We start from the raw sequence: 24496 nt of genomic DNA on the forward strand, positions 1-24496 counted from the left end.
CGTCCAGTCCAACAAACGCAGCCATCTTAGCAGCAGCGGGTAGGCCGCGCCTTCGAACGGGTGGCCGGCAGCAGAGCGGTGGCAAGGCCCAGCAGCGGCAGGAACGAGATCACCTGGTACACCCACTCGATGCCATGCAGGTCGGCCAGTTCGCCGAGGCCCGCAGCACCGATGCCGCTGATGCCGAACATCAGGCCGAACATCACCCCCGACACCATCCCGACGCGGCCAGGCACGGCTTCCTGGGCGTACACCACCAGCGCGGCGAAGGCCGACGACATCACCAGGCCGATGGCCACCGCCAGCACCGCGGTCCAGGCCAGGTTGGCGTAGGGCAGGGCGAGGGCGAACGGGGCAACGCCAAGGAACGAGATCCAGATCACCGCCTTGCGCCCGATACGGTCACCGACCGGCCCGCCGGCGAAGGTGCCCAGGGCCACGGCGGCGAGGAACACGAACAGGTACAGCTGGCTTTGCTGCACGCTCAGGCCGAAGTGCTCGATCAGGTAGAAGGTGAAGTAGTTGGTGAATGATGCGATGTAGACGAACTTGGCGAACATCAGCACGGAGATCACGCCCACGGCGCGCCACATGGCACCTTTCGAAAGACCGGGCGCCTGTTGCCCGGCCAGGCCCTTGAGCTGGGTCTGGCCGTGGCGGATGGTCCAGCCGGTAACGCGCAGCAGCACGAAGATGGCCAGGCCTGCCGCCAGCATGAACCAGGCGATGGCGGGCTGGCCATGGGGGATGACGATGGCGGCGGTCAGCAGCGGGCCGATCGCCGAACCGGTGTTGCCACCGACCTGGAAGGTCGACTGCGCGGTGCCGAAGCGCCCGCCGGAGGCCATGCGTGCGACCCGTGAGGCTTCGGGGTGGAAAGTCGCCGAACCGATACCCACCACGGCAGCGGCGAACAGCAGCATCTCGTAGCTGTTGGCGAAGGCGAGCAGGGCGATGCCGACCAGGGTGAACAGCATGCCGGTGGGCAGCAGGTACGGCATGGGGCGCTTGTCGGTGTACATGCCGACCCAGGGTTGCAGCAGCGAGGCGGTGACCTGGTAGATCAGGGCGATCCAGCCGATCTGGGCGAAACTCAGCGAGAAGTCGCTCTTGAGCATCGGGTAGATCGACGGCAGCACGGCCTGGATCAGGTCGTTGAGCAAGTGGGCGAAGGCGGCGGCACCGACGATGCGGACCAAAAAGCCCTGGGGTTGGTCGGTAGCTGTGGCAGGCGGGGCCAAGGAGGCGGCAGGAGTCGTCATGGGCGAGGCTCTTTTTCGAGTGGTGGCAAGGCATTGCCCGACGGAGGTTATCCAGCCGGGCAATGCCTGTCTCACGCCGAACAGGCACTCACTGTCGCAATTCGGACATTTCGGGCTTTGGCTTGGACTGGCCTGCAGATTCCGACAACCAGCCAGGCAACCGGCTGTCCATACTGCTATGCCTAAACATGGCGCATTCACCCGTCCCTGGCCCCGGCGCCCCCGGGGCGGGTGTCTGGCACAGGTGCCGAGCAACTGGGAGGTGCCATATGCTTTTCATCATTCAATGGAGCATTGCCCCGGAAAACCGCAATGCCGTCATGGCCCGCTTCGCCGAGACCGGCGGCAAGCCGCCCGCCGAGCTGAAGGTCCATGGCCGTTGGCATGCGGTAGGCGAGCTGCAGGGTTTTGCCGTGGTCGAAAGCAATGACCTGCAGCCGGTATTGCATTGGACGATGGACTGGAGCGACCTGGCGCACATGCAGGTCAGCCCGGCGATGACCGATGCAGAGCTGGCTCCGATACTGGTGGCCGCAGTGAACAAGATGACCCGCTGAGCAACGTCATCAGGATGGCTGGGGTGTCGTGCCTTCTCTGGCCATCCACTTCAACAGCGTGGCGATCGGTACGCGGCGATGCACTTCGTGACGCTGGGTATCGCCACCGTTGCCGTAACGTTCCCGATAACGGCTGACGATCAGTTCGCGCCCATCCTCCGAGACGCGGGCTTCGAGTTCGTGCAACAGCACCGGCTGCTCGGTCCCGCACTCCACGCGGCGGAACAGTGACACCGCATCATTCACTGGCAGGCCCTCCCTGGCACTGGTCCGGGCGCTTGCCTGGCGCGCCGAGCTGACCCTCGACCACCCGGTTGGCGCGCTGTTGCGCGGTGAAATCGCGCACGGCCAGGTAGTAATCCGGCTGAGTGCGCAGTTTGTCGGTCAGCGGTAACGCCTGCGCTCGACCATCCACCATGCCACCGGCCAGGGCCACGGTACCCAGGGTCTCGACCGTATTGCTGTTGTCGCCGAACGGGTTCACCGCCAGGCTCACTACCCGGCCAGTTGCATCGCGCAGGTTGTGCGAGCCCAGCAGCGGCAACTCGACGATCGGGCCATCGGCGATGTTCCACACTGCAAAGGTCTGGCCGAAGTCCGACTCATGGCGGGCAAGCCCCATCTTGCCGGAAACATCGATCAGGCCGGCCACGCCGAGGGTGGTGTTGAAGATGAAGCGGCTCAGGCTGGTCATCGCCCGCTCGCCGTTGCCTTGCAGCAGGTCGTTGGCGAACACCTTTGGCTCACCGAAGTTGGCGGCGAAGTTGTGTACGCCTTGCTGGGCGAAGTTCGGCAAGGCGGTATAGCCGCGGGCGACCGGCGCCAGCAGGTAATCGTCGACGCTGCGGTTGAAGGCGAACACGGCGCGGTTGGCAGGTTCGGCCGGGTCGCTGAGTTGGTAGGCGACCGGTCCACAGGCAGTGGCTGGCGGGCGCTGGCTGCAGCCGCTGGCGGCGAGCAGTGACAAGGCCAGGACCGTGTTGCGGGCAGATAACCAGGCAGCGGAAGGGATAGGCATGGGCACATTCCTGTGAAGAAGTGGCGCCGATGCTGCGGGGGATTGATTGCCTGGAAATGTCCGGATTATCTCGCGCCTGACACTTTGTTTCCGGGTAGAAATATATGACGGCAGCCCGGTGATGGCCTTACAGTACACGGCAATTACCTTTGTTTTCGGTGCCTGTTTTGAGCCATTTGCTGATTGTCGACGATGATGTCGAAGTACTCGATCTGCTGCAGAAGTTTCTCCGCCAGCATGGCTACGAGGTCGACGTGGCCCGCGATGGCAAAGGGCTTTGGCAAGCCCTGGAGCGGCGGGTGCCGGACCTGGTCATTCTCGATGTGATGCTGCCGGGCGACAGTGGCCTGGTGTTGTGCCAACGGTTGCGTGCCGAGCACAAGGTGGCGGTGATCATGCTCACGGCCATGTCCGAGCTGAGCGATCGCGTGGTCGGCCTGGAGCTGGGTGCCGATGATTACCTGACCAAGCCATTTGCCGCCCGCGAGCTGCTGGCGCGGGTGAGGGCGGTACTGCGCCGTGCAGGTGAAGCGGCGGACGGCGTGGCTGACAACCCGCGCACGCTGCTGGAGTTTTCCGGTTGGCAACTGGATGTGGTGCGGCGTGAGCTGCGCTCGCCAGAGCAGGTGATGATCCCCCTGTCCAACGGCGAATTCGAGCTGCTGCTGGTGTTCGCCGAGCACCCCCGGCGAGTGCTCAGCCGCCAGCAGTTGCTTGATCTGGCCCGGGGTGAGTCGTATGAGGCCTATGACCGCAGCATCGATGTGCAGGTCAGTCGGCTGCGGCGCAAGCTGGAGAGCGAGGCGGGCGCCGAACCACTGATCCGCACCCTGCGCAATGTCGGTTACCTGTTCACTGCCACCGTGGTCAGGCGATGAAGTTGTTGGCCAAGCTGCGCAAGGCCTTGCCGCGGCCACGCATCACCATTGCCCGCTGGATTGCCCTGACCACCCTGACGGCGATGTTCATCCTGCTGCTGCTCAAGGGGCTGTTCAGCCTGTTGCTGAGCGTGTGGGCGCAGCCGCCGTTGCTGGAAAGCGGGGTGATCGAGAAGGTCGCCACCGTCACCCGTATCCTCGATGCCGCGCCCGTAGCGCAGCGCGCCAGCATTGCCAGCGCGGCAGGGGATGGTTCTTACTCCGTGCAATGGTTGCGCAGCCATGACGAAGCGGGTATGCCTGAGCTGGTCGATGCCGAGTTTCGCCAGGGCACGCCAACCCTGCGTGCCTTGTTGAAACGGCCTGATGCACGGATCGAGGCCTTCGAGCCGTCTGACCTGCTGGAGTATGAACCGGCGCGCGGCTACGCCCTGATGATCGAATTGAGTGACAAGAGCTGGGTGCTGTACCGCGCCACGGACCGCAGCTGGGGCCTGGACGAACTGCCACGCAACCTGATCATCCTCACCTTGATGCTGCTTTCCAGCCTGGTGGTCGCGCTGTTCGCCACACGCTATCTGGCCCGTCCGCTGGAGCGCTTTGCTGAGGGCGCACGGCGATTCGGCAAGGACTTCAATGCGCCGCCGATCCCGGTGGTCGGCCCCCATGACCTGCGCCAGGCCATTCTGGCATTCAATGCCACCCAGGCGCAGCTCAAGCACTTCGTGAATGATCGCACGCAAATGCTGGCGGCGATTTCCCATGACCTGCGCGCGCCATTGACGCGCATGCGCTTGCGCGGCGAGTTCATCGAGGACGCCGAACTGCAGGCCAAGCTGTTCAAGGATGTCGACGAAATGCAGGCCATGGTCGATGCCGCACTGGAGTTCTTCCGCGACGATGCGCGGCTTGAACAGACCACGCCGTTCGACCTGGCCGAGATGCTGCAAACGGTGGTGGACGACTTCAAGGACGCGGGTATCAAAGTTGCGCTCGATGCGCCGCGGCGCTGTGTCTACGTCGGGCGGCCGGTGGGTATCAAGCGGGTGCTGGTGAACCTGGTCGATAACGCCGTCAAGTATGGCCTGGCACCTGAGATGCGGCTGGCGGTCACTGCCGAGCAACTGGAAATCACCGTGCTGGATCGCGGGCCGGGCATCGCGCCTGAATTGCAGGAGCGTGTGTTCGCGCCCTTTTTCCGCATCGAAGGCTCGCGCAATCGCGATACCGGTGGCGTGGGGCTCGGCTTGCCGGCGGTGCGCGCGATCGTGCTGGAGCAAGGCGGCAGCGTGACCCTGGCCAATCGCCCAGGCGGTGGGCTGCAGGTCAAGGTCAGCTTGCCAGTGGGCTGATCAGAGCCCCAGGTCGCTCAGGCCCGGATGATCATCCGGGCGCCGGCCCAGCGGCCAGTGGAACTTGCGCTCTGCTTCGCTGATTGGGTGTTCATTGATGCTGGAAAAGCGGTTTTGCATCAGGCCATCTTCGGCGAATTCCCAGTTTTCGTTGCCATAGGCACGGAACCACTGGCCGCTGTCGTCGTGGTACTCGTAGGCATAGCGCACGGCGATGCGGTTACCGGTGAAGGCCCATAGCTCCTTGATCAAGCGATATTCCAGTTCGTGGTTCCACTTGCGGGTCAGAAACGCCTCGACCTCGGCGCGGCCACGGGGGAATTCGACGCGGTTGCGCCAGGCGGTATCGACGGTGTAGGCCAGTGCTACTTTGGCAGCGTCGCGGCTGTTCCAGCCGTCTTCGGCGAGGCGGACCTTCTGGATGGCGGTTTCGTGGGTGAAGGGGGGCAGTGGAGGGCGGGACATCGGGTGGTTCCTCGGGAGTGGTTGGCAGGGAGTAGCGTAGTACTCGCTGGCTTGGCCGAGAATCCGTGCGTTTGGCATTTCATTGTTGCGTGGAGCGAAACAGCAGTGGGCACTGGGTTCCCCGGTCTTCGCTGTCGGTCAGTGCTCGACTTCGTCGACATAAGCATCGAAGAACCAGTCGGGAATTTCTTCTGCCCGGTATTCGAGTTCGGTGCCTTCAGTAATTTCCGCCAGCCACACAGCACGCTCACCTGAGTTGTCGAAGTCGAGTCAGATAATGATCAGTGTGAAACAGAACCAGCTCAGCCAGGCTGATATCGATACCAAACTCTGCCAGATCGATAAAGCCAGTGGCTTTGACTTCTCTTTCCAATTCATCGGCGTTCACGAAAATTCGCGTGAGGGCTGCCGCCAGGTCAGCTTTGATCGTACTTTTGCCAGATCCATTGGGTCCGACGAAAACGCGAAGCCTGGGGGCCTTCACTGGGCTGGATTCTCGCTGACCTTCCTGACCCTGATCTTCTCGCCGATATTGACTCTGCGCCGGGGTTTGGCCTTGGCTACGACCGTCTTGGAGCCGTCAGCAGCAACCCGCACGAGATGGCCATCATCCGTGCGCAGTACGCCATTCCGGCTCACTTGCAGCGCCCGCAGATAGGCGGAATGCGTCGCTTCACTGGCGAAGTCGGGTATCAACTGCTCCAGTGCGTCGAGCTCAGTTTCAGTGGCATGCTTGGCTTTTGTGGCCATGGGTAGATACCTCCAGACAACCTGAAACAGATTGCATGCATGGGAGGCATCATAGCGCTGGCAAGGTAAAAAGGCATCAAAGGTTGGCATCTTGGCGTTCCTGATAAGAGGTCGTGCCTGAGTCTGGCACAAAGGCGCTTAGCTGTTTTCGCCACAGCGTGTAGTCCAATTCTGCTTCGCTGCCCGCCTGTAGAATGAGCAGCTTCAGCGCAACTGCAGCGCCTCATCCAGCCCGTCAAGCATCACCCTGAAAAACGGATTCGAAGTCGCCCGCGAAAAGCTCCCTGCATCCACTATCAACGCCCCACGCTCCCCGCGCATGTTCAAGTTGCCCAGGTTCACCCCGTAATTCTCCTGGCCATCAGGCTGCTGCCCATACAGCGAATCGTCGATAGGAAAAGGCAGTGCCACATGGGACAGCGAGATCAGGCTGGGCGGATACACCGCATCCAGCATCTGTTCGTCGGCCGTGGTTGCCAGGGCCGCGAAACGTGTCGACTTCATCTGCGCATTGCCCGGGCCTCGGGTCGCAATCAAGGTGCGCGCATAGGGCGGGCCTGGGGTGTGAACATCCTGTCGCGCAGGGCCGCCACCGACGGCCTGAGCATGTCGTCGATACCCAGCGAGGCATTGGTATCGAACACCACCAGCGCACTGCCATTGGCGGGCAGGCGGTCGTACAGATCGGTCTGGATGACTTCGGTGCTGACCGTGCCATCAACCAGTGATTGGTAGGTGAGAACCGGTGGCAGCATAGCCAGGCGCTGCGGTTCGCGGGTTTCTGCGACCAGCTGTTGGCGCACGGCTTCGGTCAGCTCGTAAGACTGGCGTGCGGCATTGACCGGGAACGAGTTGTACTTGAAGGGGTTGAACTCAGGCAGCACGCTCAGCCAGGCGGCCTTGGCGAACGCCGGGAACAACGCTGGCAGGCCGGCGACGCCGGCAAAGCGGGCGAAGCGGCTGACGCCGATCATGGGCGAGATCAGCACCAGATGGGTGGGCCTGGCCAGGTGCGGGTCCTCCAGTGCGTCAAGGCTGTATTTGACAGCCAATGCACCGCCATTGGAGAAACCGACGATATACAGCGGGGTGCCTGCGGGGGCGCGGCGAGTCGCTTCACGCACGGCCAGGCGGGTGGCGGCCATCCAGTCCTCCCAGTGGGCAGCGGTGAGGCCGGCCGGGACCGTGCCATGCCCAGGCAGGCGCGGGGCGACCACCACATAGCCCAAGTCCTGAAAGTGCCGGGCGAAGTGGCGCAGGCTGTAAGGCGAGTCGGTCAGGCCATGCAGCAGCACCACCGCGCCCTTGGCGGTCTGCCTGGGCTCGACGATATAGGAGCGGTTCCAGTCATGGCTGAGATTGCCCGGGAACACCCGGCTGCTGGCCACGAAGCGGTTGTAGGTGGACGGCTGCTCGCTGGCCAGTTGCTCGCGCATTTCCCGGTTGACCTGGTTGAGCACGCGTTGCTCGGCAGCGAGGTAGTCGCCCCAGCTGGCGTGGTCGATGTCGCTCGCTGGCATCTCGTCTGGCACGTAGGTGTGCCACGGCTCCAGCTGGAAATCGGCAATCGCGGTAATGCGCAGGGCGAACAGCGCAGTGATCAGCAGGGCCAGTACCACGAGTACCACAGCCACCAGCAAACGGCGTATCGGCATCATTCCTCCCTGGACTTTTTCAATGGCGCAATCAGGTTAGCCCGGCTAGTGTCACTGGATTGTCCAGCAAGGCATTCAGCATGAACGGGACGTCAATTGCAGCGATCGGGCTGTTGGCAGTGAGTCTGGCCGCAATTGCCGAAGAAGGCGAGCGCGAGGGGGACTATTGGTATGTGCAGACCAGCGCCTATACCAAGCACTGGACCCACGACCCGGAGCACAACAACCACCAGGAGCTGATCGGCATCGAGCGCATCTACACCGACGGCCTGTTGTGGGGCGCGGCGACCTTCAAGAACTCGTTCTCCCAGCGCTCCTACTACGCCTACCTGGGCAAGGTCTGGGAGCACGAGCGCTATCCCGTGTACGCCAAACTGAGCGCAGGTTTGATCGAGGGCTACAAGGGCGAATATGACGACAAGATCCCGTTGAACCATTTCGGCGTTGCGCCGGTGATCATTCCGTCGTTCGGCGTGCATTGGGGGCCGGTGGGGGCTGAGTTCGTGGTGCTGGGAGGGGCGGCGGGGATGATCAACGTAGGGCTGAGGTTCTGAAGGGAAGCATGGGGACTGCAAGGCAGCCCCCGCTGCCAGTGCCTCAGTCCCAGGCCGGTGCCAGATTTGCGGGGCTGACTTCGCGGCCATTGCGTTCGAGCGTGGCAATGCGCGCCATGTCGTCGGCATCCAGGCGCAGGCTCTGGGCGAGCAGGTTGCTGGCCAGGTTCTCGCGCTTGGTCGAAGACGGGATCACCGCGTAACCCAGCTGCAGGGCCCAGGCCAGGGCGACTTGGGCGACCGTGGCCTTGTGCTTGTTGGCGATCTCGGCCAGCACTGGGTCTTTCAGGACCTTGCCATAGGCCAGAGTCATGTAGGAGGTGACGGTAATGCCCTGGTCCTTGAGGAACGCGGTCAGCTTGCTGTTCTGCAGGTACGGGCTGAGCTCGATCTGGTTGGTGGCGATTTCGCTTTTGCCAACCACTGCGATGGCTTGCTTGGTCAACTCGATGTTGAAGTTGGACACGCCAATCTGACGGGTCAGGCCCAGCTTCTTGGCCTCAGCCAGGGCTTTCATGTATTCGGCCAGTTCAACGCCGTTGCCCGGGGCCGGCCAGTGGATCAACAGCAGGTCGACGTAGTCGGTACGCAGTTTCTGCAGGCTGTCGCGCAGGCTGGGGATGAGCTTGTCCGCAGCGTAGTTATCAACCCAGATCTTGGTGGTGATGAACAACTCGCTGCGTGGCACACCGCTCTCGGAGATGGCCTGGCCGACCTCGGCTTCGTTCTGGTAGATCTGCGCGGTGTCGATGACCCGGTAGCCCAGTTCCAGGGCCGACTTGACCGAATCGATGACGGTTTGGCCGGTCAGGCGGAAAGTGCCGAGGCCAAAGGATGGAATGCTCATGAATCTGCTCCTGGTGAGTGAAAGGTGCGCCGGACTGTGCCTGGTCGCTCAGTGGCGGTCGATCTTCGAATGGGCGCAGTGTGCGGGTTTCACCATGTTTGATTAAGGCAGTGCACAGCCAAGGTCATTTGACGGGAAGTCACGAATACACCGTTGGCTCATGCAAGCGTGGCAATGCGGCTGCCTTCGGAGCATCTGGTCCTGCCTTGCGCTTCCAGCGCGATATGTAACACATGCCGACGCCTCCCCGCTGTTGTCATGGCGCTCCTTGCTCAATCTGGAGTTCACCATGACAGCGTCCATCAGCCCAGGCTTTTCTCTTCAGGATCAGCTCATCTCCAAGCAACTCCCCACATGGCTTCGAGGTGCGACATCAGCACAATTGGCAGCACTCAACACCAGCCTGGCCACTCAGATGCAGGCGCAGCAGGCGGTACAGCAGCTTTACGCAAGTGTCACCAGCCTGGATGATTTTGCCGGGCCGCTGCTGGAGCAGCAGCTAAGCGACTTGCATCAGGTCACAGTGGATGTGCGCAAGGCTCGCATCCATTTCGAAGTGGTACTTCCCGGTGCGGTGGCAGCCGTGCTGGGCAAGCCCACGAGGCAGATATTCGAGCATTCCTTGCTGCAGGCCGCCTTGCACAACTTCACCGCTGACGAAGCGGCTTCCATGCCGGGCGCACGGCTCCTGGACCCTGACGGAGCACCCATCGCCCTTGCGCCAGCGGCGTTTGCCGCGCTGTGTCGCGCGCTCGATCTTGGCAAACGCTATCAGCAATACCTTGCACAACAGCTGAAGGCGCCGGGGCAGGCCGTTGATCACCTGATCGAGCAAGGGTACCGGTCCACGTTGGAAGCTGAGCTACGGCTGGCGGATTTGAAGGGCGAAATCGCTCGAGGGACACTGAGCGGGTTCCTTCCCATCATTTCACCCTCCACGATTCAGGACGCTACTGGGCGCGATGCGAGCGAGGAAGTGAGGCTGGTGGCCAGGAGCTGGCGTGTCCTGGGCAAGGAAGTGCGGGGCGCAATGGCCTTTGAGGTACGACGTTCAGGGCGCAGCGACGCACCGCTCGAGGGCGTGGTGTGCTGGATTCCGGGTGATGAGCAGGGTGCGGTCACGTGGTATGAAAACTGGCAATCGCTGTTTGCCACACTTGGGAAGCTGTTCCGTCTGCCAGGTTATGCCGAGTTCTTTCAACGCTTCATTGGCGAGCGTGATCGCATCGCGTTTTCCCGTGCGTTGGGCAAGGCCAGCACGAGCCGTGCGGCGTATGAAGCGGTCGAACTCGATGGGCGCCCAGGCCCCCAGGTAGCCGAGCCGTTCCAGCACATGTGCAAGGTGCAGATCGACACGCTGTTCGAAAATGCCCTGGAGTTGGCCCCGCCGACAGCCGACAAGGACAGCATGGAGCGGGACCTGCGTTTGCACTTTTATGTGGACGCGGGCCTCTCGGCGCTTGGCTTGGCGAGCCTGCTGGTGCCTTGGCTTGGCTTGCCTCTGCTGGCTGTGGCGGCCTATGAAGTGATGGATGGGGTATACGAAGGGTGGGCAGACTGGCAGCTCGGTGATCGTCAGGCCGCGCTCGAGCACCTGTTGGGGGTTGCCGAGAGCGTTGCCCTGGTCGGCGTTGGGGTAGGGGTGGGTGTTGCGGGTCAGCGTCTGTTGAAAAGTGCCTCGGTGGTAAAGCAGCTGATACCCGTGCCGATCAACGAGAGCCAGCTCAGGCTGATCCATCCGGAGCTGCCGGGTTACGATGTGCTTGACGATAGCTTGTCTGTCGGAGAACGGCGCGGTGAGCCTGGCCAGGAATATCTGCGCACCGCTGGCGGTACGTATCGGGTCACCCAGGACCCACTGACGCAGGCGCTGTCCATCCAGCATCCGACCCGATCCAGTGCCTACTCGCCAAGTTTGATACACAACGGTGCCGGGGGCTGGCGGCACGAGTTCGAGGCACCGCAACAATGGCAGGGTGAATCACTGCTGTTCCGGCGCCTGAGCAGCGAGCTGGACGAGGTGCCTCACGAGGCTCTTCACGATGTACTGCTAGCCACGGGTTTCGACGAGGCGCGCTTGCGCTGGCTGCACCTTGAAAACATGCCCGCACCCGCGCGTCTGCTGGATGCGCTGCAGCGCCAGCAGCTGCATCAGCAGGAGCCAGCCCTTCAAGGGCAGGCCTTCGAGACACGTCTGAGGCAACAGTCCGACGAGCCGACGCCTGCACAACGGGTACTGATGAACGCCTTCCCCGGGTTGACCGGGCGCGGCGCTGGCGAAATTGTCGGCCGTGCCGATCCAAACGTTGTTCAGTCGATGATCGAACGGCAGAAAGTGCCTATGGCGCTTGCAGGTGAGGCTCGCTGGTTTCTGCGTGACAGCCGGGTCGACAGGGCCTGTGCGGGGCTTCGGCAGACAGCGGCCGTCAACGCCGATACCGAGCGGTTGGCAATCGGCCTGTTGGCGGATGCCGCGCCGTGGCCACAGGGTGTCAGGTTGGAACTGCACGATAGCGAGGGCAGGGTGGTCGCCCGGGCAGGCGCCGATTCCGCCAGGCAGGTGCGGGTGATCGTGCGTGAGGGGGCAACCTATCGGTCTTTTGACAGCACAGGAAGTCTGCTTACCAACGACGCGTTGGGGGACACCTTGTACAAGGCCCTGCTGGTGCAGATGGACGGGCAACAGAAAGGCGGGCTGCAGGGGGCTGGCCAATCACCTGCGCAGTTGGCAGATTGGCTCAGCCAGCGTGCTTTCTCTCAGCGTGACATCGCGGCGCAACTGATCGGGCTGCCACCGCTGCCCAGGGGGTTGAAGCCCCCGGTGAAGCAAGGGGATGGTCGCCTGGGCTATCCATTGAGTGGCGGAACCCACAATCAACTGGCGGGTGAGGACCTGCCGTCGCAGATCGAGGGTGACGAAGCCCATCCAGGCTCTCTGGAGCAAGGGTTGCGTCAACTGTTCCCGACCCGCGATGAGGCGACCTTGCAAGGCTACCTACGAGCGCTCGGTGGCCATCAGGCCCATGATCCCTGGCCTGCTTACCGCGAGCTGGTGATACAGGTAAGGGCACTGCGCCGCAGCTTGTCCCTCTGGCGCGGCCTGGATGAGCAGCGTTCGCGCGTGGCGCAGGAGATTTTCGAAGCCTGGCAGCCTGAGTTGAGTGGCGAGACGCCTGCCTTTGCGCTGGATCTGGACGGGCAGACCCCCGGTGGGCTGCCGGATCTTCCAGACGCGGTCGGGTGGAGCCGTTTGACCCGCTTGACCTTGCGCAACATCGACCTCGCCCAATTCGATGCCCGGTTGGCAAGCCGTTTGGGTGGTGTGCGCCATTTGAGTCTGATCGACAGTGGCATCACCACTGTTCCAGACTGGCTATTGACCCTGGACCAGCTGCGAGAGCTGAGTCTTCGCAACAACCGGCTGTCATCCTTGCCAGAGGCGTTGTCACGGCTGAGCCGTCTGACGCAACTGGACCTCGCCCACAATCAGCTCACCACAGTGCCCGAGGTGTTGGGCCGGCTAAGCCAGATCAGGGTGTTGAACCTGGAAAACAACAGGATTGTGGTCGATGCGCTGGGGCGTACTCGCCTCGCCCGGCTGTACCGGCTGCAGGTCCTGGTGCTGAGCCACAACCCGCCAAGCGACTTGCGATCCCTGCCGAACAATGTTGCCTTGGAGCGGGTGTCATTGCGTTTTGCAGGTCTCACGGAATTCCCTGTCGCCTTGTTCCGGCAGCATCCTGCCATGCACTTGACCCTCGAAGGTAACCAGATCGCAGAGCTGAGCGATGAGGCGGTGCGGGCCGTGCGCCGCCATGGTGCGCAGATCAACCTCGATTACAACCCGTTGTCGGAAGGCACCCTCGCGCGAATGGCTGCCCCTGAAGCTGGATTGCCAGTACCTCAGATACGACAGAGAACATACGCCATCGGTGGGCCTGCCGAGGGTGGTATCTGGTTGAATGGGTTGCAAGGGGATGCGCTTGCTCAGCGGCAAGCGCAGTGGCAGCGCTTGGTAGCTGAGCCGGACGCCTTGCCTCTGCGGGACTTTTTGAACGATTTGGCTCGGTCGAGAGAATTTTTCAGGCATCCGGAACGGATCAGAGCTCGGGTCTGGGCGTTGCTCGATGCCTGCGAACTCGATGAGCAATTGCGCCAGGTCGTGTTTGCAGAGGCGGACACGGGCCCCACGTGCGCAGACCAGCGTCTGCTGCTGCTCAATATGTTGGAGATCCGCGTCATGGTTACCCAACGACTGGCCGGCGTGGCAGCATCCGAGTCCCAGGCAGCGTACCTGGAAATCGGGCGTGGTCTGTATCGCCTGGATCAGGTGAACCGGGTGGCGTTTGAACACCTGAGACGCCTTGAGGAACAAGGCGTGGAGCACGATGACGTGGAGGTGATCATGGCCTATCGTCAGGATCTGGCCGAGCCACTGGCGCTGCCCATGCAGGCAGATCAGATGCACTATCGGCAAGTCGCTCAGGTTTCTGCGGCTGACATTCAAAGCGCGCTCACCCAGGTACTGGCTGGCGAGGATGTCGAATCGTTGAGTGAGTCGCTGATGTCACGGGATTTCTGGCAGGCGTATCTCTGGGCTCAATACCCTCAGCAGTTCAACGCTCTGGATGAGGAGTTCGCTGGTCGCATGGACGCACTGGCGGATCAGGATGACGCTGACTTCGCCCAGCAAGCGGGCGCTTTGGCCGCCGAGCGCAACGCCCGGCTGAGTCAATTGTTCCTGACATTGACCCGTGCGGCCTACCAGCGCGGTATGCCCCACTGACGCCTCTGGCAAAAGGTGAAAAGCCCGCCTGACACCTGTGCCATGGCGGGCTTTCTGGTTTGCACGATCAGCGGCGGCGGAACAGTGGCAGCGGCTCGTCGGTGGCGCCCTGGTAGGTCACCGAGAAGTCCTTCAGGCTCTGCAGCGCGTCTTCCGGGTCCTTGTCGGCACGGATGGCGAACGCGTCGAAGCCGCAGCGGGCCATGAAGAACAGCTGGTCGCGCAGCACGTCGCCGATGGCGCGCAGCTCGCCCTTGTAGCCGTAGCGGTCACGCAGCAGGCGCGCATTCGAATAGCTGCGCCCGTCGGTGAAGGCCGGGAAGTTCAGGGCGATGACCTGGAAGTGCTGCACGTCGTCGCCGATTTCTTCCGCTTCCTGGTCGCTGTCCAGCCACACGCCCAGGCCGCCGTCGCGGGCCTTGAGCACGTGGGCATGGTCGCGCCACATTTGCAGCGGGACGATGTAGTCGTCGCAGTTGCTCAGCTCGTCGAACGAGAAGTCCTTGGGCAGCAGGTGCCAGGTTTCGTCGACGATCTGGTTGTTCTTAATGATTCGCTGCATAGACGCGTTCCTTGAAGGGGTCGATGCCGATACGCTGGTAGGTGTCGATGAAACGCTCTTCCTCGGTACGTCGTTCGACGTACACGGCGATCAGCTTCTCGATCACATCGGCCATGTCATCCTGGGCGAAGGACGGGCCGAGGATCTTGCCCAGGCTTGCGTCGCGCGCGGCATTGCCGCCCAGCGATACCTGGTAGAACTCCTCGCCCTTCTTGTCCACCCCGAGGATGCCGATGTGGCCGACGTGGTGGTGGCCGCAGGCGTTCATGCAGCCAGAGATGTTCAGGTCGATCTCGCCGATGTCGAACAGGTAATCCAGGTCGTCGAAACGGCGCTGGATGGATTCGGCGATCGGGATCGACTTGGCGTTGGCCAGCGAGCAGTAGTCACCGCCCGGGCAGCAGATGATGTCGGTCAGCAGGCCGATGTTCGGCGTGGCGAAGCCGCCCTCGCGCAGTTCCATCCACAGCGCGTGCAGCTGGCGCTGCTCGACGTCGGCGAGGATGATGTTCTGCTCGTGGGAGGTGCGCAGGAAGCCGAAGCTGTAGCGCTCGGCGAGGTCCGCCACGGCGTCCAGCTGCTTGTCGGTCAGGTCGCCAGGAGCAACGCCGGTCGGCTTGAGCGACAGGGTCACCGAAACGTAGCCTGGGCGCTTGTGGGCGCGGGTGTTGCGCGAGCGCCAGCGGGCGAAGCCTGGGAATTCGGCGTCCTGGGCGCTGTAGTCGACGTTGTCGAGGGCCAGGTACTCAGGGTCGACGAAGTGGCGCGAGACGCGCTGGACTTCGGCTTCGGTCAGGGTAGTGCTGCCGCCGCGCAGGTGGGCCATTTCGGCCTCGACCTTCTCGGCGAACACTTCCGGGGTCAGTGCCTTGACCAGGATCTTGATCCGCGCCTTGTACTTGTTGTCACGGCGACCGTAACGGTTGTACACGCGCAGGATGGCGTCGAGGTAGCTGATCAGGTCCTGCCACGGCAGGAACTCGTTGATGAACGAGCCGACCACCGGGGTGCGGCCCAGGCCACCACCGACCAGCACGCGGAAGCCCAGCTCACCAGCGGCGTTGCGCACCGGCTCCAGGCCGATGTCGTGCACCTCGATGGCGGCGCGGTCTTCCTTCGAGCCGTTGATGGCAATCTTGAACTTGCGCGGCAGGTAGGCGAATTCCGGGTGGAAGGTGGTCCACTGGCGGACGATTTCGCACCAGGGGCGCGGGTCGACGATTTCATCCGCGGCAACACCGGCGAACTGGTCGGTGGTGGTGTTGCGCAGGCAGTTGCCGCTGGTCTGGATCGCGTGCATCTGCACGGTGGCCAGCTCGGCGAGGATGTCCGGGATGTCTTCCAGCGCCGGCCAGTTGTACTGCACGTTCTGGCGGGTGGAAATGTGGGCATAGCCCTTGTCGTAGTCGCGGGCGATCTTGGCCAGGGTGCGAACCTGGTTGGCGTTCAGCTGGCCGTACGGAACGGCGACACGCAGCATCGGCGCGAAACGTTGGATATAGAGGCCGTTCTGCAGGCGCAGAGGGCGGAATTCTTCTTCGCTCAGCTCACCGGCCAGGTAGCGGCGGGTCTGATCCCGGAACTGCTTGACGCGGTCCTCGATGATCCGCTGATCGTACTCGTCGTATACGTACATAAAAGTCCTGTCTCAGGCTGCATGCAGCTATTCGCGCGCACGGCCGCGCACTCCGGTTCGGAGCCGGGGAACGATAGCAGGTTGGGTTTATGCGCTAAAGTGATGTTTTTGCATATGAAAAGAACCAAAAGAACTAAGTGAGACTGACTGCCATTTGGTACCCCTGTGTGCGACAGGTTTATACTCGGCGGTTTGTTTCAAAGGGTGTATCCGCATGCTCAAGGCGCTTTGCCAAAGCTTGTGCCTGGGCCTGCCACTGGCAGCCTCCGCCCAGGCCGCCTCGGTGGTCTTTCTCAATCCTGGCCTGTCGGACGAGACATTCTGGACCAACTACTCGCGTTTCATGCAGGCTGCTGCAGATGAGCTGGGCATGTCGCTGCGGGTGGAGTACAGCGAGCGCGATGCAGCGCTGGCGATGAGCCAGGCGCGGGCCATTCTCAAGGGCCCGCAGCGGCCGGACTACCTGGTGCTGGTCAATGAGCAGTATGTTGCGCCGGAGATCATCCGCCTGTCACAGGGCACCGGGGTCAAGCTGTTCCTGGTCAATAACGGCCTCACCGCCACCCAGGCCAGAAGCATCCAGGCCCAGCCCGACAGGTACGGGCAGATACTCGGCACCTTGACTGCCAATGACGAGCAGGCGGGCTTTCGCATGTTGCACGAGATGGTCGCCTTGCTGCCGCGTGACAATGAGCCGATCGACCTGGTGGCCTTTGCCGGGGTCAAGACCACTCCGGCTTCACAATTGCGAGAAGCGGGCATGCGCCGGGCATTGGCCGACTTTCCTCAGGTGCGCCTGCGCCAGGTGGTGTACGGCGGCTGGAACCGTGAGCGCGCCTACGAGCAGGCGCAGCAATTGCTGCAGCGCTACCCGAAGACCCGGCTGGTGTGGGCGGCCAACGACCAGATGGCCCTGGGTGCGATGCAGGCGTTCGAGGAGGCCGGGCGCAAGCCTGGGCGCGATGTGGTGTTCGCCGCCGTCAACAGTTCAGCGCAAGCCCTGCGCGCCCGTATCGATGGGCGCCTGGGCGTGCTGATGGGCGGGCATACCACGCTGGGTGGCTGGGCCATGGTCATGCTGCACGACGATGCCCAGGGCCTGGAGGTGAATCGCGACGGCAAGCGAGAGCACACGCTGCCAGTGCTGCAGTCGATCGACCAGGCCAAGGCGCGGCGATGGCTGAAGCTGCTGGAACGGGACGACTACGGCGTCGATTTCCAGCATTACAGCGCCGAAGGGCGCCCGCCGAGCTACCAGTACCCGTTTCTGACGTCACCCGTCGACTATTGAAAGACCTTGCTTGAGAGAAGGGCATTGCTCGTCTTAACTGCTGGTGGTGAAGTGCATTCCCATAACCACTACAAGAGGCAATGCAATGGGAAACTCTACCAAGGTCCGCAAAGCTGACAGCAGTGTCGATGCCTGGGCGATCCTCTGCCTGATCGTCCTGGTGGTGGTCACTGCCGTGTATTGGGTCAGCCACCAGTGACTTGAATCTCAAGACCGTGATGCCGCCAGAACGCCTGCGGGAGGGAAACCCGCAGGCGTTTTACTTTTTGTGGAGCGCTCAGTGGGCAGTGAGGTGCAGCGCCAATTGCACCAGGCCGATCAGCACGGCGATGAACACCAGGGTGAACAGGGTGCCCATCACGATGAAATGGCTGGCCTTGCCGTGGGTGAAGTCGCGGGCGCGGTTCTTGCCGCTCTGCACGCCGAAGGCGGCGGCGAGGATGCTGTGCAGCATCTGCCAGAAGGTTGGGGGCTTGCCTTGGCTGGAATCGTCCATGGTGGCTCCTGAAGAATCAGAGGCAATCAGGGACAGTGTAGGCAATGGGTGAGAGGTTGTCTGTGCCGGCCTCCTCGCGGGCACGCCCGCGAAGAGGCCAGTGCGGTCTTAGCTGTCGTAACCCAGGTTAGGCGCCAGCCAGCGTTCGCTCACGCTGATGTCCTGCCCCTTGCGCGCGCTGTAACGCTCGATCTGGTCCTTGTCGACCTTGCCCACGGCAAAGTACTGCGCCTGCGGGTGGGCGAAATACCAGCCGCTGACCGCTGCCGCCGGGAACATCGCGAAGTGCTCGGTCAGGAACACGCCGCTCGGCCCGGTTTCGCCGATGGCGGTGCCATCGAGCAGGCGGAACAGGGTTTCCTTCTCGGTGTGGTCCGGGCAGGCCGGGTAGCCCGGGGCAGGGCGGATGCCGCTGTACTGCTCCTTGATCAGCGCCTCGTTGTCCAGCTGCTCGTCGCGGGCATAGCCCCAGTGCTCCTTGCGCACCTGCTCGTGCAGCCACTCGGCACAGGCCTCGGCCAAGCGGTCGGCCAGGGCCTTGACCATGATCGAGCTGTAGTCGTCGCCTTTGTCCTGGTAAGCCTTGGCCACTTCCTCGGCACCGATGCCGGCGGTGGTGATGAAGCCGCCGACGTAGTCGGTGACGCCACTGGCCTTTGGCGCGACGAAGTCGGCCAGGGACAGGTTCGGCTTGCCATCGGGCTTGATGGTCTGCTGGCGCAGGTGATGCAGGGTGGCGAGGGCCTGGCCGTCCTCACCGTAGACTTCGATGTCGTCATCGGCGACCTGGTTGGCCGGCCAGAAGCCGAACACCGCGCGGGCGCTGATCAGCTGCTCGTCGATCAGCTTGTCGAGCATCTCGCGGGCATCCTTGTACAGCGCGGTGGCGGCTTCGCCGACCACTTCGTCGGTGAGGATGCGCGGGAACTTGCCGGCCAGGTCCCAGGAGATGAAGAACGGCGTCCAGTCGATGTACTCGGCCAGGGTGCGCAGGTCGATGTCTTCCAGCACCTTGACGCCGGTGAAGGAGGGCACTGCTGGCTGGTAGCCGGCCCAGTCGTACTGTGGCTTGGCGGCGATGGCCTTGGCGTAGCTCAGGCGCTCGGTACGGGCGCTGCGGTTGGCGGTGCGCTCGCGCACTTCAACGTAGTCCTGGCGGGTCTTCTCGACGAAGCCGGGCTTGAGTTCCTTGGACAGCAGCTGGGTGGCCACACCCACCGCACGCGAGGCGTCGGTGACGTAGACCACGGCGTCGTTGCTGTACTTGGGCTCGATCTTGACCGCGGTGTGTGCCTTGGAGGTGGTGGCGCCACCGATCATCAGCGGCAGGTGGAAGTCCTGGCGCTGCATTTCGCGGGCGACGTGGACCATCTCGTCCAGCGACGGGGTAATCAGGCCGGACAGGCCGATGATGTCGCACTTCTGTTCGCGGGCAGTCTGCAGGATCTTCTCGGCCGGCACCATCACGCCAAGGTCGACGATGTCATAGCCGTTGCAGCCCAGTACCACGCCGACGATGTTCTTGCCGATGTCGTGCACGTCACCCTTGACCGTGGCCATGAGGATCTTGCCCTTGGCTTCCGGCTTGTCGCCTTTTTCGGCTTCGATGAACGGGATCAGGTGCGCCACGGCCTGCTTCATCACACGGGCCGACTTGACCACTTGCGGCAGGAACATTTTGCCGGCGCCGAACAGGTCGCCCACCACGTTCATGCCGTTCATCAGTGGGCCTTCAATGACCTCGATCGGGCGTGCGCACTGCTGGCGGCATTCTTCGGTGTCTTCGACGATGAAGGCGGTGATGCCCTTGACCAGCGCGTGCTCCAGGCGCTTTTCAACGGGCAGCGAGCGCCATTCTTCGTTTTCCACTTCCTTGGTGGCGCCGCCACCCTTGTAGTCGTCGGCAATCGCCAGCAGGGCGTCGGTGCCGTGCGGGGTGCGGTTGAGCACCACGTCCTCGACCTTCTCGCGCAGCGCGGCCGGGATCTCGTCGTAGATCTCCAGCTGGCCGGCGTTGACGATGCCCATGGTCAGGCCGTTCTGGATCGCGTGGTAGAGGAAGACCGAGTGGATCGCCTCGCGCACCGGGTTGTTGCCGCGGAACGAGAACGACACGTTGGACACGCCGCCCGAGCTCAGTGCGTGGGGCAGGTGATCGCGGATGTAGGCACAGGCCTCGATGAAATCGACGGCGTAGTTGTTGTGCTCTTCGATGCCGGTGGCAACGGCGAAGATGTTCGGGTCGAAGATGATGTCTTCCGGCGGGAAGCCCACTTCATTGACCAGGATGTCGTAGCTGCGCTGGCAGATTTCCTTCTTGCGCGCGGCGGTGTCGGCCTGGCCGACCTCGTCGAAGGCCATCACCACCACCGCGGCGCCATAGCGCTTGCACAGGCGGGCGTGGTGCTTGAACTGCTCGACGCCTTCTTTCATGGAGATCGAGTTGACGATGCCCTTGCCCTGGATGCACTTCAGGCCCGCTTCGATCACTTCCCACTTGGAGGAGTCGATCATGATCGGCACGCGGGAGATGTCCGGCTCACCTGCGATCAGGTTGAGGAAGCGGACCATGGCGGCCTGGGAGTCGAGCATCCCTTCGTCCATGTTGATGTCGATCACCTGGGCGCCAGCCTCGACCTGCTGCAGGGCGACCTCCAGGGCTTCGGTGTAGTTCTCTTCACGGATCAGCCGGGCGAATTTGGCGGAACCGGTGATGTTGGTGCGCTCGCCGACGTTGACGAACAGCGACTGGCGATCGATGGTGAACGGCTCCAGGCCCGACAGGCGGCAGGCCTTGGCGATTTCCGGGATTTCACGCGGTTTGTACTTGGCCACGGCCTCGGCGATGGCCTGGATGTGGCCCGGGGTGGTGCCGCAGCAACCGCCGATGATGTTGAGGAAACCGCTGGCGGCGAACTCCTCGACCACTGCGGCCATCTCGGCCGGGGTCTCGTCGTACTCACCGAAGGCATTCGGCAGGCCGGCGTTGGGGTGGGCGGACACGTGGGTGTCGGCCTTGGTCGCCAGCTCTTCCAGGTACGGGCGCAGGTCCTTGGCGCCGAGGGCGCAGTTCAGGCCCACGGAAATCGGCTTGGCGTGGCGCACCGAGTTCCAGAACGCTTCGGTGGTCTGGCCCGACAGGGTACGGCCGGAGGCATCAGTGATGGTGCCGGAGATCATGATCGGCAGTTCGACGTTGTCGTCCTCGAACACCTGCTGCACGGCAAAGATTGCCGCCTTGGCGTTGAGGGTGTCGAAGATGGTCTCGACCAGGATCAGGTCGGCGCCGCCCTCGATCAAGCCGCGGGTGGCCTCGATGTAGTTCTCGACCAGTTCGTCGAAGGTGACGTTGCGGTAACCGGGGTCGTTGACGTCCGGGGAGATCGAGCAGGTACGGCTGGTCGGGCCGAGCACGCCAGCGACGAAGCGCGGCTTGTCCGGGGTTTCCAGGGTCTTGGCGTCGGCCACCTGGCGGGCGACGCGGGCACCCTCGACGTTCAGCTCGTAGACCAGCGACTCCATGCCGTAGTCGGCCTGGGAAATCTGCGTGGCGTTGAAGGTGTTGGTTTCGAGGATATCGGCACCGGCATCCAGGTAGGCCTTCTCGATGGCGGCGATCACGTCCGGGCGGCTGAGCAGCAGCAGGTCGTTGTTGCCTTTCACGTCGCTTGGCCAATCGGCGAAGCGCGTGCCACGATAGTCGTGTTCCTCGAGGCGATAGCTTTGGATCATAGTACCCATGCCGCCGTCGAGGATCAGGATGCGCTCTTTGAGTGCGTGCTGGAGTGCTTGAAGACGAGCGCTGCGGTCGGACATAGGAACTACCTGGTCGGGCAAATATCAGAAGGTGCCGAATCATAACAAAGCTGCGCGGTTTTTAGGCGTATTGCCCATTTGCATGAATTCTGTTCATGTTGGGCGGGCGTTGTGCAAGCTATGCAAACAGAGCACCCAAGGACGACCAGGCAAATCGTGATGGCTTTCAATACCCAGGACTTTCCGCACATGGTGCATCGTATCCTTGTCAGCGTCTTCGCCCTGCTCATCAGCAGCGTGGCGTTCGGACAGGCCCCCCAATCGAGCCCGGCCATTTCCTACACCCGGGACATCCAGCCGATCTTTACCGAGAAATGCGTGGCCTGCCACGCCTGCAACGACGCCGCCTGCCAGCTCAAGCTGGAAAGCCCCGAAGGCGCGGTGCGCGGTGCCACCAAGGTGCCGGTTTACCAGGGCGAACGGAGCAAGGCCGTGCCCCCCACGCGGTTGTTCTACGACGCCCACAGTGAAGATGAATGGCGCAAGAAGGGCTTCTATTCGGTGCTCGACAACCAGGGCAGCCAGGCGGCACTGATGGCGCGCATGCTCGAACTTGGGCACAAGACTCCGCTCACGCCCAATGCCAAGCTGCCTGAAGAGATTGTTCTGGGGCTCAACCGCAACAACATGTGCCCTCTGCCTGAAGAGTTCGACGCCTATGCCGGCGCCCACCCCAAGGAGGGCATGCCGCTGGCGGTGACCGGCCTGACCGACAAGGAATACGACACCATGCGCCGCTGGCTGGCTGCCGGCGCGCCGGTCGAGTACCAGCCGATCCAGCCAAGCGCGGCCGAGGCCAGGCAGATCGCCGACTGGGAAGAATTGCTCAACCGTCCGGGCTCCACCGAGGCGCTGGTCGCCCGCTGGCTGTACGAGCACCTGTTCCTGGCGCACATCTACTTCGTTGGCGGCGAGCAGGGCCACTTCTTCCAGTGGGTACGCTCGCGCACGCCTAGCGGCAAACCGGTCGACATCATCGCCACGCGCCGCCCCAACGACCCGCCAGGCACCGACTTCTATTACCGGCTGATCCCGGTGCAGGGCGTGATCGTGCACAAGACCCACATCACCTACCCGATGGGGCCGCAGAAACTCAAGCGCGTGAAGCAGCTGTTCTACGCCGGCGACTGGCATGCCACCGCGCTGCCGGGCTACGGCCCACGCCACCGGGCCAACCCGTTCGAAACCTTCGAGGCGATCCCGGCGGTGGCGCGCTACCAGTTCATGCTGGATAACGCCGAGTACTTCGTGCGTACCTTCATTCGTGGGCCGGTGTGCCGCGGGCAGATTGCCACCGATGTGATCCGCGACAATTTCTGGGCGCTGTTCCAGGAACCGGCCCATGACCGCTACATCACCGATGCCAAGTACCGCGGCGAAGCCACGCCGCTGCTGGCCATGCCAGGGCAGATCGATGACGTCGGCAGCGTGCTGAACCTGTGGCATGCCTACCGCGACAAGCGCAACGAGTACGAAAAACTGCGCCGCGAGGCCTATGCCGAAATGCCGGCGCCCGGCTGGGCAACCCTGTGGGCCGGCAACGACAATGCACTGCTGAGCATTTTCCGCCATTTCGACAGCGCCTCGGTGACCAAGGGCCTGATTGGCGACGTGCCGCTGACCGTGTGGCTGTTCGACTACCCGCTGTTCGAGCGCACCTATTACCAGCTGGCGGTCAACTTCGATGTGTACGGCAACGTCTCGCACCAGCTGCAGACGCGCCTGTACTTCGACCTGATCCGCAATGGCGCCGAGGTCAACTTCCTGCGCCTGATGCCGGCCGACCAGCGTGGCAATATCCTCGGCAGCTGGTACCAGAACAGCGGCAAGGTGAAGATGTGGCTGGACTACGAGGACATCGACACCGACACGCCAAGCGGCATCAAGCTCGACCCGCGCGACCCCAAGCGCGACTTCGGCCTGAAACTGCTGCAACGCACCGGCAGCCTGAACGCCGCGCCGGACCCGATCAATCGTTGCACCGGCGCCTATTGCTCGCGGCCGCAGATGAACGAGGAGTTCCGCAACGTCGAGCAGTCGCTCAGCCGCCTGGTGTCACGCCCGGCCGCCGGCCTGAAGGTGATCAGCCAGCTGCCCGAAGCGACCATGCTGCGCATCGAAGGCGAGGGCGGCCAGCGCCAGGTCTACAGCCTGCTGCGCAACCGCGCGCACAGCAACGTGGCGTTCCTGCTCGGCGAGGCGTACCGCTACCAGCCGGGGCTGGACACCCTGACCCTGTACCCGGGTGTGCTCAGCAGCTACCCGAACTTCATCTTCAACATCCCGGCCAAGGATGTGCCGGAGTTCGTCGAGGACATGGAGTATGCCAAGGATGACCCGGCGAAGTTCGAGCGCATCGTCATGCGCTGGGGCGTGCGCCGCAGCCACCCGGAGTTCTGGCGCTACTTCCATGACCTCAGCACCTACATCAAGGAAACCGATCCGGTGGAGGACGGGGTGCTGGACATGAACCGCTACGAGAACCTCTGATCGGGTCGGTTGACCTTTGCCAATGCACTGCGGTCGGAAACGGTAGGTGGCCCGGGGGCTGTTAATAGCCTCCGGGCCTCA

General features: G+C 63.0%; 20 protein-coding genes. 7 read left to right on the top strand and 13 right to left on the bottom strand.

Going from position 1 to position 24496, the window contains the following annotated elements:
* Positions 1 to 26 precede the first annotated feature (26 nt).
* Entirely contained in the window at positions 27 to 1262 is a 1236-nt protein-coding gene (locus C2H86_RS21855; protein WP_159409783.1) for an MFS transporter, read from the bottom strand.
* Between the two features lie 269 nt (positions 1263 to 1531).
* On the opposite strand from C2H86_RS21855, the gene C2H86_RS21860 reads away from it, so the two are divergent.
* Complete coding sequence (locus tag C2H86_RS21860; protein ID WP_159409784.1) at positions 1532 to 1819, top strand: DUF3303 domain-containing protein; 288 nt, start codon at positions 1532 to 1534, stop codon at positions 1817 to 1819.
* A 9-nt stretch (positions 1820 to 1828) separates the two neighbouring features.
* Here the strand turns inward: C2H86_RS21860 and C2H86_RS21865 are convergent, their stop codons facing one another.
* Together C2H86_RS21865 and C2H86_RS21870 are read right to left on the bottom strand one after the other, a co-directional pair.
* Positions 1829 to 2065 (bottom strand): hypothetical protein, encoded by a 237-nt coding sequence (locus tag C2H86_RS21865; RefSeq protein ID WP_159409785.1) that lies wholly within the window; start codon positions 2063 to 2065, stop codon positions 1829 to 1831.
* Positions 2058 to 2837, bottom strand: a complete 780-nt coding sequence (locus C2H86_RS21870; RefSeq protein WP_159409786.1) for an MlaA family lipoprotein — start codon at positions 2835 to 2837, stop codon at positions 2058 to 2060. The genes C2H86_RS21865 and C2H86_RS21870 overlap by 8 nt, the downstream gene beginning before the upstream one ends.
* Before the next feature lie 167 nt (positions 2838 to 3004).
* On the opposite strand from C2H86_RS21870, the gene C2H86_RS21875 reads away from it, so the two are divergent.
* Positions 3005 to 3715, top strand: a complete 711-nt coding sequence (locus C2H86_RS21875; protein ID WP_159409787.1) for a response regulator — start codon at positions 3005 to 3007, stop codon at positions 3713 to 3715.
* On the top strand, positions 3712 to 5067 hold the full coding sequence (locus C2H86_RS21880) for an ATP-binding protein (protein WP_159409788.1): 1356 nt from the start codon (positions 3712 to 3714) through the stop codon (positions 5065 to 5067). Before C2H86_RS21875 ends, C2H86_RS21880 begins: the two co-directional genes overlap by 4 nt.
* Here the strand turns inward: C2H86_RS21880 and C2H86_RS21885 are convergent, their stop codons facing one another.
* From C2H86_RS21885 to C2H86_RS21900, 5 genes are all read right to left on the bottom strand, one after another.
* Complete coding sequence (locus C2H86_RS21885; RefSeq protein WP_159409789.1) at positions 5068 to 5532, bottom strand: DUF1348 family protein; 465 nt, start codon at positions 5530 to 5532, stop codon at positions 5068 to 5070.
* 247 nt (positions 5533 to 5779) lie between these two features.
* Positions 5780 to 5920 carry a hypothetical protein gene (locus C2H86_RS21890; protein ID WP_159409790.1) on the bottom strand — a complete coding sequence of 47 codons (141 nt, stop codon included), beginning with the start codon at positions 5918 to 5920 and terminating at the stop codon, positions 5780 to 5782.
* A 92-nt stretch (positions 5921 to 6012) separates the two neighbouring features.
* Complete coding sequence (locus tag C2H86_RS21895) at positions 6013 to 6372, bottom strand: hypothetical protein (RefSeq protein ID WP_240349624.1); 360 nt, start codon at positions 6370 to 6372, stop codon at positions 6013 to 6015.
* A gap of 114 nt (positions 6373 to 6486) precedes the next feature.
* Positions 6487 to 6786 carry a hypothetical protein gene (locus C2H86_RS28415; RefSeq protein WP_240349625.1) on the bottom strand — a complete coding sequence of 100 codons (300 nt, stop codon included), beginning with the start codon at positions 6784 to 6786 and terminating at the stop codon, positions 6487 to 6489.
* Between the two features lie 29 nt (positions 6787 to 6815).
* Entirely contained in the window at positions 6816 to 7937 is a 1122-nt protein-coding gene (locus C2H86_RS21900) for an alpha/beta hydrolase (protein ID WP_240349626.1), read from the bottom strand.
* Positions 7938 to 8017: 80 nt separating this feature from the next.
* Here C2H86_RS21900 and C2H86_RS21905 point away from each other — a divergent pair, with 80 nt between their 5' ends.
* On the top strand, positions 8018 to 8491 hold the full coding sequence (locus C2H86_RS21905; RefSeq protein ID WP_159409791.1) for a sn-glycerol-3-phosphate transporter: 474 nt from the start codon (positions 8018 to 8020) through the stop codon (positions 8489 to 8491).
* A 43-nt stretch (positions 8492 to 8534) separates the two neighbouring features.
* On the opposite strand, the gene dkgB is transcribed toward C2H86_RS21905, so the two are convergent.
* Entirely contained in the window at positions 8535 to 9338 is an 804-nt protein-coding gene (gene dkgB, locus C2H86_RS21910; protein ID WP_159409792.1) for a 2,5-didehydrogluconate reductase DkgB, read from the bottom strand.
* Positions 9339 to 9627: 289 nt separating this feature from the next.
* Here dkgB and C2H86_RS21915 point away from each other — a divergent pair, with 289 nt between their 5' ends.
* Complete coding sequence (locus tag C2H86_RS21915; protein WP_159409793.1) at positions 9628 to 14124, top strand: NEL-type E3 ubiquitin ligase domain-containing protein; 4497 nt, start codon at positions 9628 to 9630, stop codon at positions 14122 to 14124.
* A gap of 67 nt (positions 14125 to 14191) precedes the next feature.
* Here C2H86_RS21915 and C2H86_RS21920 read toward each other — a convergent pair whose 3' ends face one another.
* Together C2H86_RS21920 and C2H86_RS21925 are read right to left on the bottom strand one after the other, a co-directional pair.
* The gene (locus C2H86_RS21920; protein ID WP_159409794.1) at positions 14192 to 14686 is read right to left on the bottom strand and encodes a DUF934 domain-containing protein; all 495 of its coding nucleotides are present in this window, start codon (positions 14684 to 14686) and stop codon (positions 14192 to 14194) included.
* On the bottom strand, positions 14670 to 16322 hold the full coding sequence (locus tag C2H86_RS21925; protein ID WP_159409795.1) for a nitrite/sulfite reductase: 1653 nt from the start codon (positions 16320 to 16322) through the stop codon (positions 14670 to 14672). Before C2H86_RS21925 ends, C2H86_RS21920 begins: the two co-directional genes overlap by 17 nt.
* A gap of 214 nt (positions 16323 to 16536) precedes the next feature.
* Between C2H86_RS21925 and C2H86_RS21930 the strand changes: the two genes are divergently transcribed.
* A complete protein-coding gene (locus C2H86_RS21930; protein ID WP_159409796.1) occupies positions 16537 to 17613 on the top strand; it encodes an ABC transporter substrate-binding protein in 1077 nt (358 codons plus the stop codon).
* A gap of 277 nt (positions 17614 to 17890) precedes the next feature.
* On the opposite strand, the gene C2H86_RS21935 is transcribed toward C2H86_RS21930, so the two are convergent.
* Together C2H86_RS21935 and metH are read right to left on the bottom strand one after the other, a co-directional pair.
* Positions 17891 to 18109: a DUF2970 domain-containing protein gene (locus tag C2H86_RS21935; RefSeq protein ID WP_103448030.1), complete on the bottom strand. Its 219-nt coding sequence runs from the start codon at positions 18107 to 18109 to the stop codon at positions 17891 to 17893.
* A 108-nt stretch (positions 18110 to 18217) separates the two neighbouring features.
* Positions 18218 to 21925, bottom strand: coding sequence for a methionine synthase (gene metH / locus C2H86_RS21940; RefSeq protein WP_159409797.1), 3708 nt, complete (start codon positions 21923 to 21925; stop codon positions 18218 to 18220).
* A gap of 189 nt (positions 21926 to 22114) precedes the next feature.
* Here metH and C2H86_RS21945 point away from each other — a divergent pair, with 189 nt between their 5' ends.
* Complete coding sequence (locus C2H86_RS21945; protein ID WP_159412974.1) at positions 22115 to 24415, top strand: fatty acid cis/trans isomerase; 2301 nt, start codon at positions 22115 to 22117, stop codon at positions 24413 to 24415.
* Positions 24416 to 24496: the final 81 nt, after the last annotated feature.

The organism is Pseudomonas putida, assembly GCF_009883635.2.
Classification (GTDB): domain Bacteria; phylum Pseudomonadota; class Gammaproteobacteria; order Pseudomonadales; family Pseudomonadaceae; genus Aquipseudomonas; species Aquipseudomonas putida_W.

Excerpts from the sequence above, each read along its gene's own strand:
- C2H86_RS21900 (WP_240349626.1), bottom strand. The coding sequence starts at position 7,937 with ATGCCGATACGCCGTTTGCTGGTGGCTGTGGTACTCGTGGTACTGGCC.
- C2H86_RS21855 (WP_159409783.1), bottom strand. The coding sequence starts at position 1,262 with ATGACGACTCCTGCCGCCTCCTTGGCCCCGCCTGCCACAGCTACCGAC.
- dkgB (WP_159409792.1), bottom strand. The coding sequence starts at position 9,338 with ATGAGCATTCCATCCTTTGGCCTCGGCACTTTCCGCCTGACCGGCCAA.
- C2H86_RS21905 (WP_159409791.1), top strand. The coding sequence starts at position 8,018 with ATGAACGGGACGTCAATTGCAGCGATCGGGCTGTTGGCAGTGAGTCTG.
- C2H86_RS21895 (WP_240349624.1), bottom strand. The coding sequence starts at position 6,372 with ATGCCAACCTTTGATGCCTTTTTACCTTGCCAGCGCTATGATGCCTCC.
- C2H86_RS21885 (WP_159409789.1), bottom strand. The coding sequence starts at position 5,532 with ATGTCCCGCCCTCCACTGCCCCCCTTCACCCACGAAACCGCCATCCAG.
- C2H86_RS21870 (WP_159409786.1), bottom strand. The coding sequence starts at position 2,837 with ATGCCTATCCCTTCCGCTGCCTGGTTATCTGCCCGCAACACGGTCCTG.
- C2H86_RS21925 (WP_159409795.1), bottom strand. The coding sequence starts at position 16,322 with ATGTACGTATACGACGAGTACGATCAGCGGATCATCGAGGACCGCGTC.
- C2H86_RS21880 (WP_159409788.1), top strand. The coding sequence starts at position 3,712 with ATGAAGTTGTTGGCCAAGCTGCGCAAGGCCTTGCCGCGGCCACGCATC.
- C2H86_RS21920 (WP_159409794.1), bottom strand. The coding sequence starts at position 14,686 with ATGCAGCGAATCATTAAGAACAACCAGATCGTCGACGAAACCTGGCAC.
- C2H86_RS21860 (WP_159409784.1), top strand. The coding sequence starts at position 1,532 with ATGCTTTTCATCATTCAATGGAGCATTGCCCCGGAAAACCGCAATGCC.
- C2H86_RS21915 (WP_159409793.1), top strand. The coding sequence starts at position 9,628 with ATGACAGCGTCCATCAGCCCAGGCTTTTCTCTTCAGGATCAGCTCATC.
- metH (WP_159409797.1), bottom strand. The coding sequence starts at position 21,925 with ATGTCCGACCGCAGCGCTCGTCTTCAAGCACTCCAGCACGCACTCAAA.
- C2H86_RS21930 (WP_159409796.1), top strand. The coding sequence starts at position 16,537 with ATGCTCAAGGCGCTTTGCCAAAGCTTGTGCCTGGGCCTGCCACTGGCA.
- C2H86_RS21935 (WP_103448030.1), bottom strand. The coding sequence starts at position 18,109 with ATGGACGATTCCAGCCAAGGCAAGCCCCCAACCTTCTGGCAGATGCTG.
- C2H86_RS28415 (WP_240349625.1), bottom strand. The coding sequence starts at position 6,786 with ATGAAGTCGACACGTTTCGCGGCCCTGGCAACCACGGCCGACGAACAG.
- C2H86_RS21945 (WP_159412974.1), top strand. The coding sequence starts at position 22,115 with ATGGTGCATCGTATCCTTGTCAGCGTCTTCGCCCTGCTCATCAGCAGC.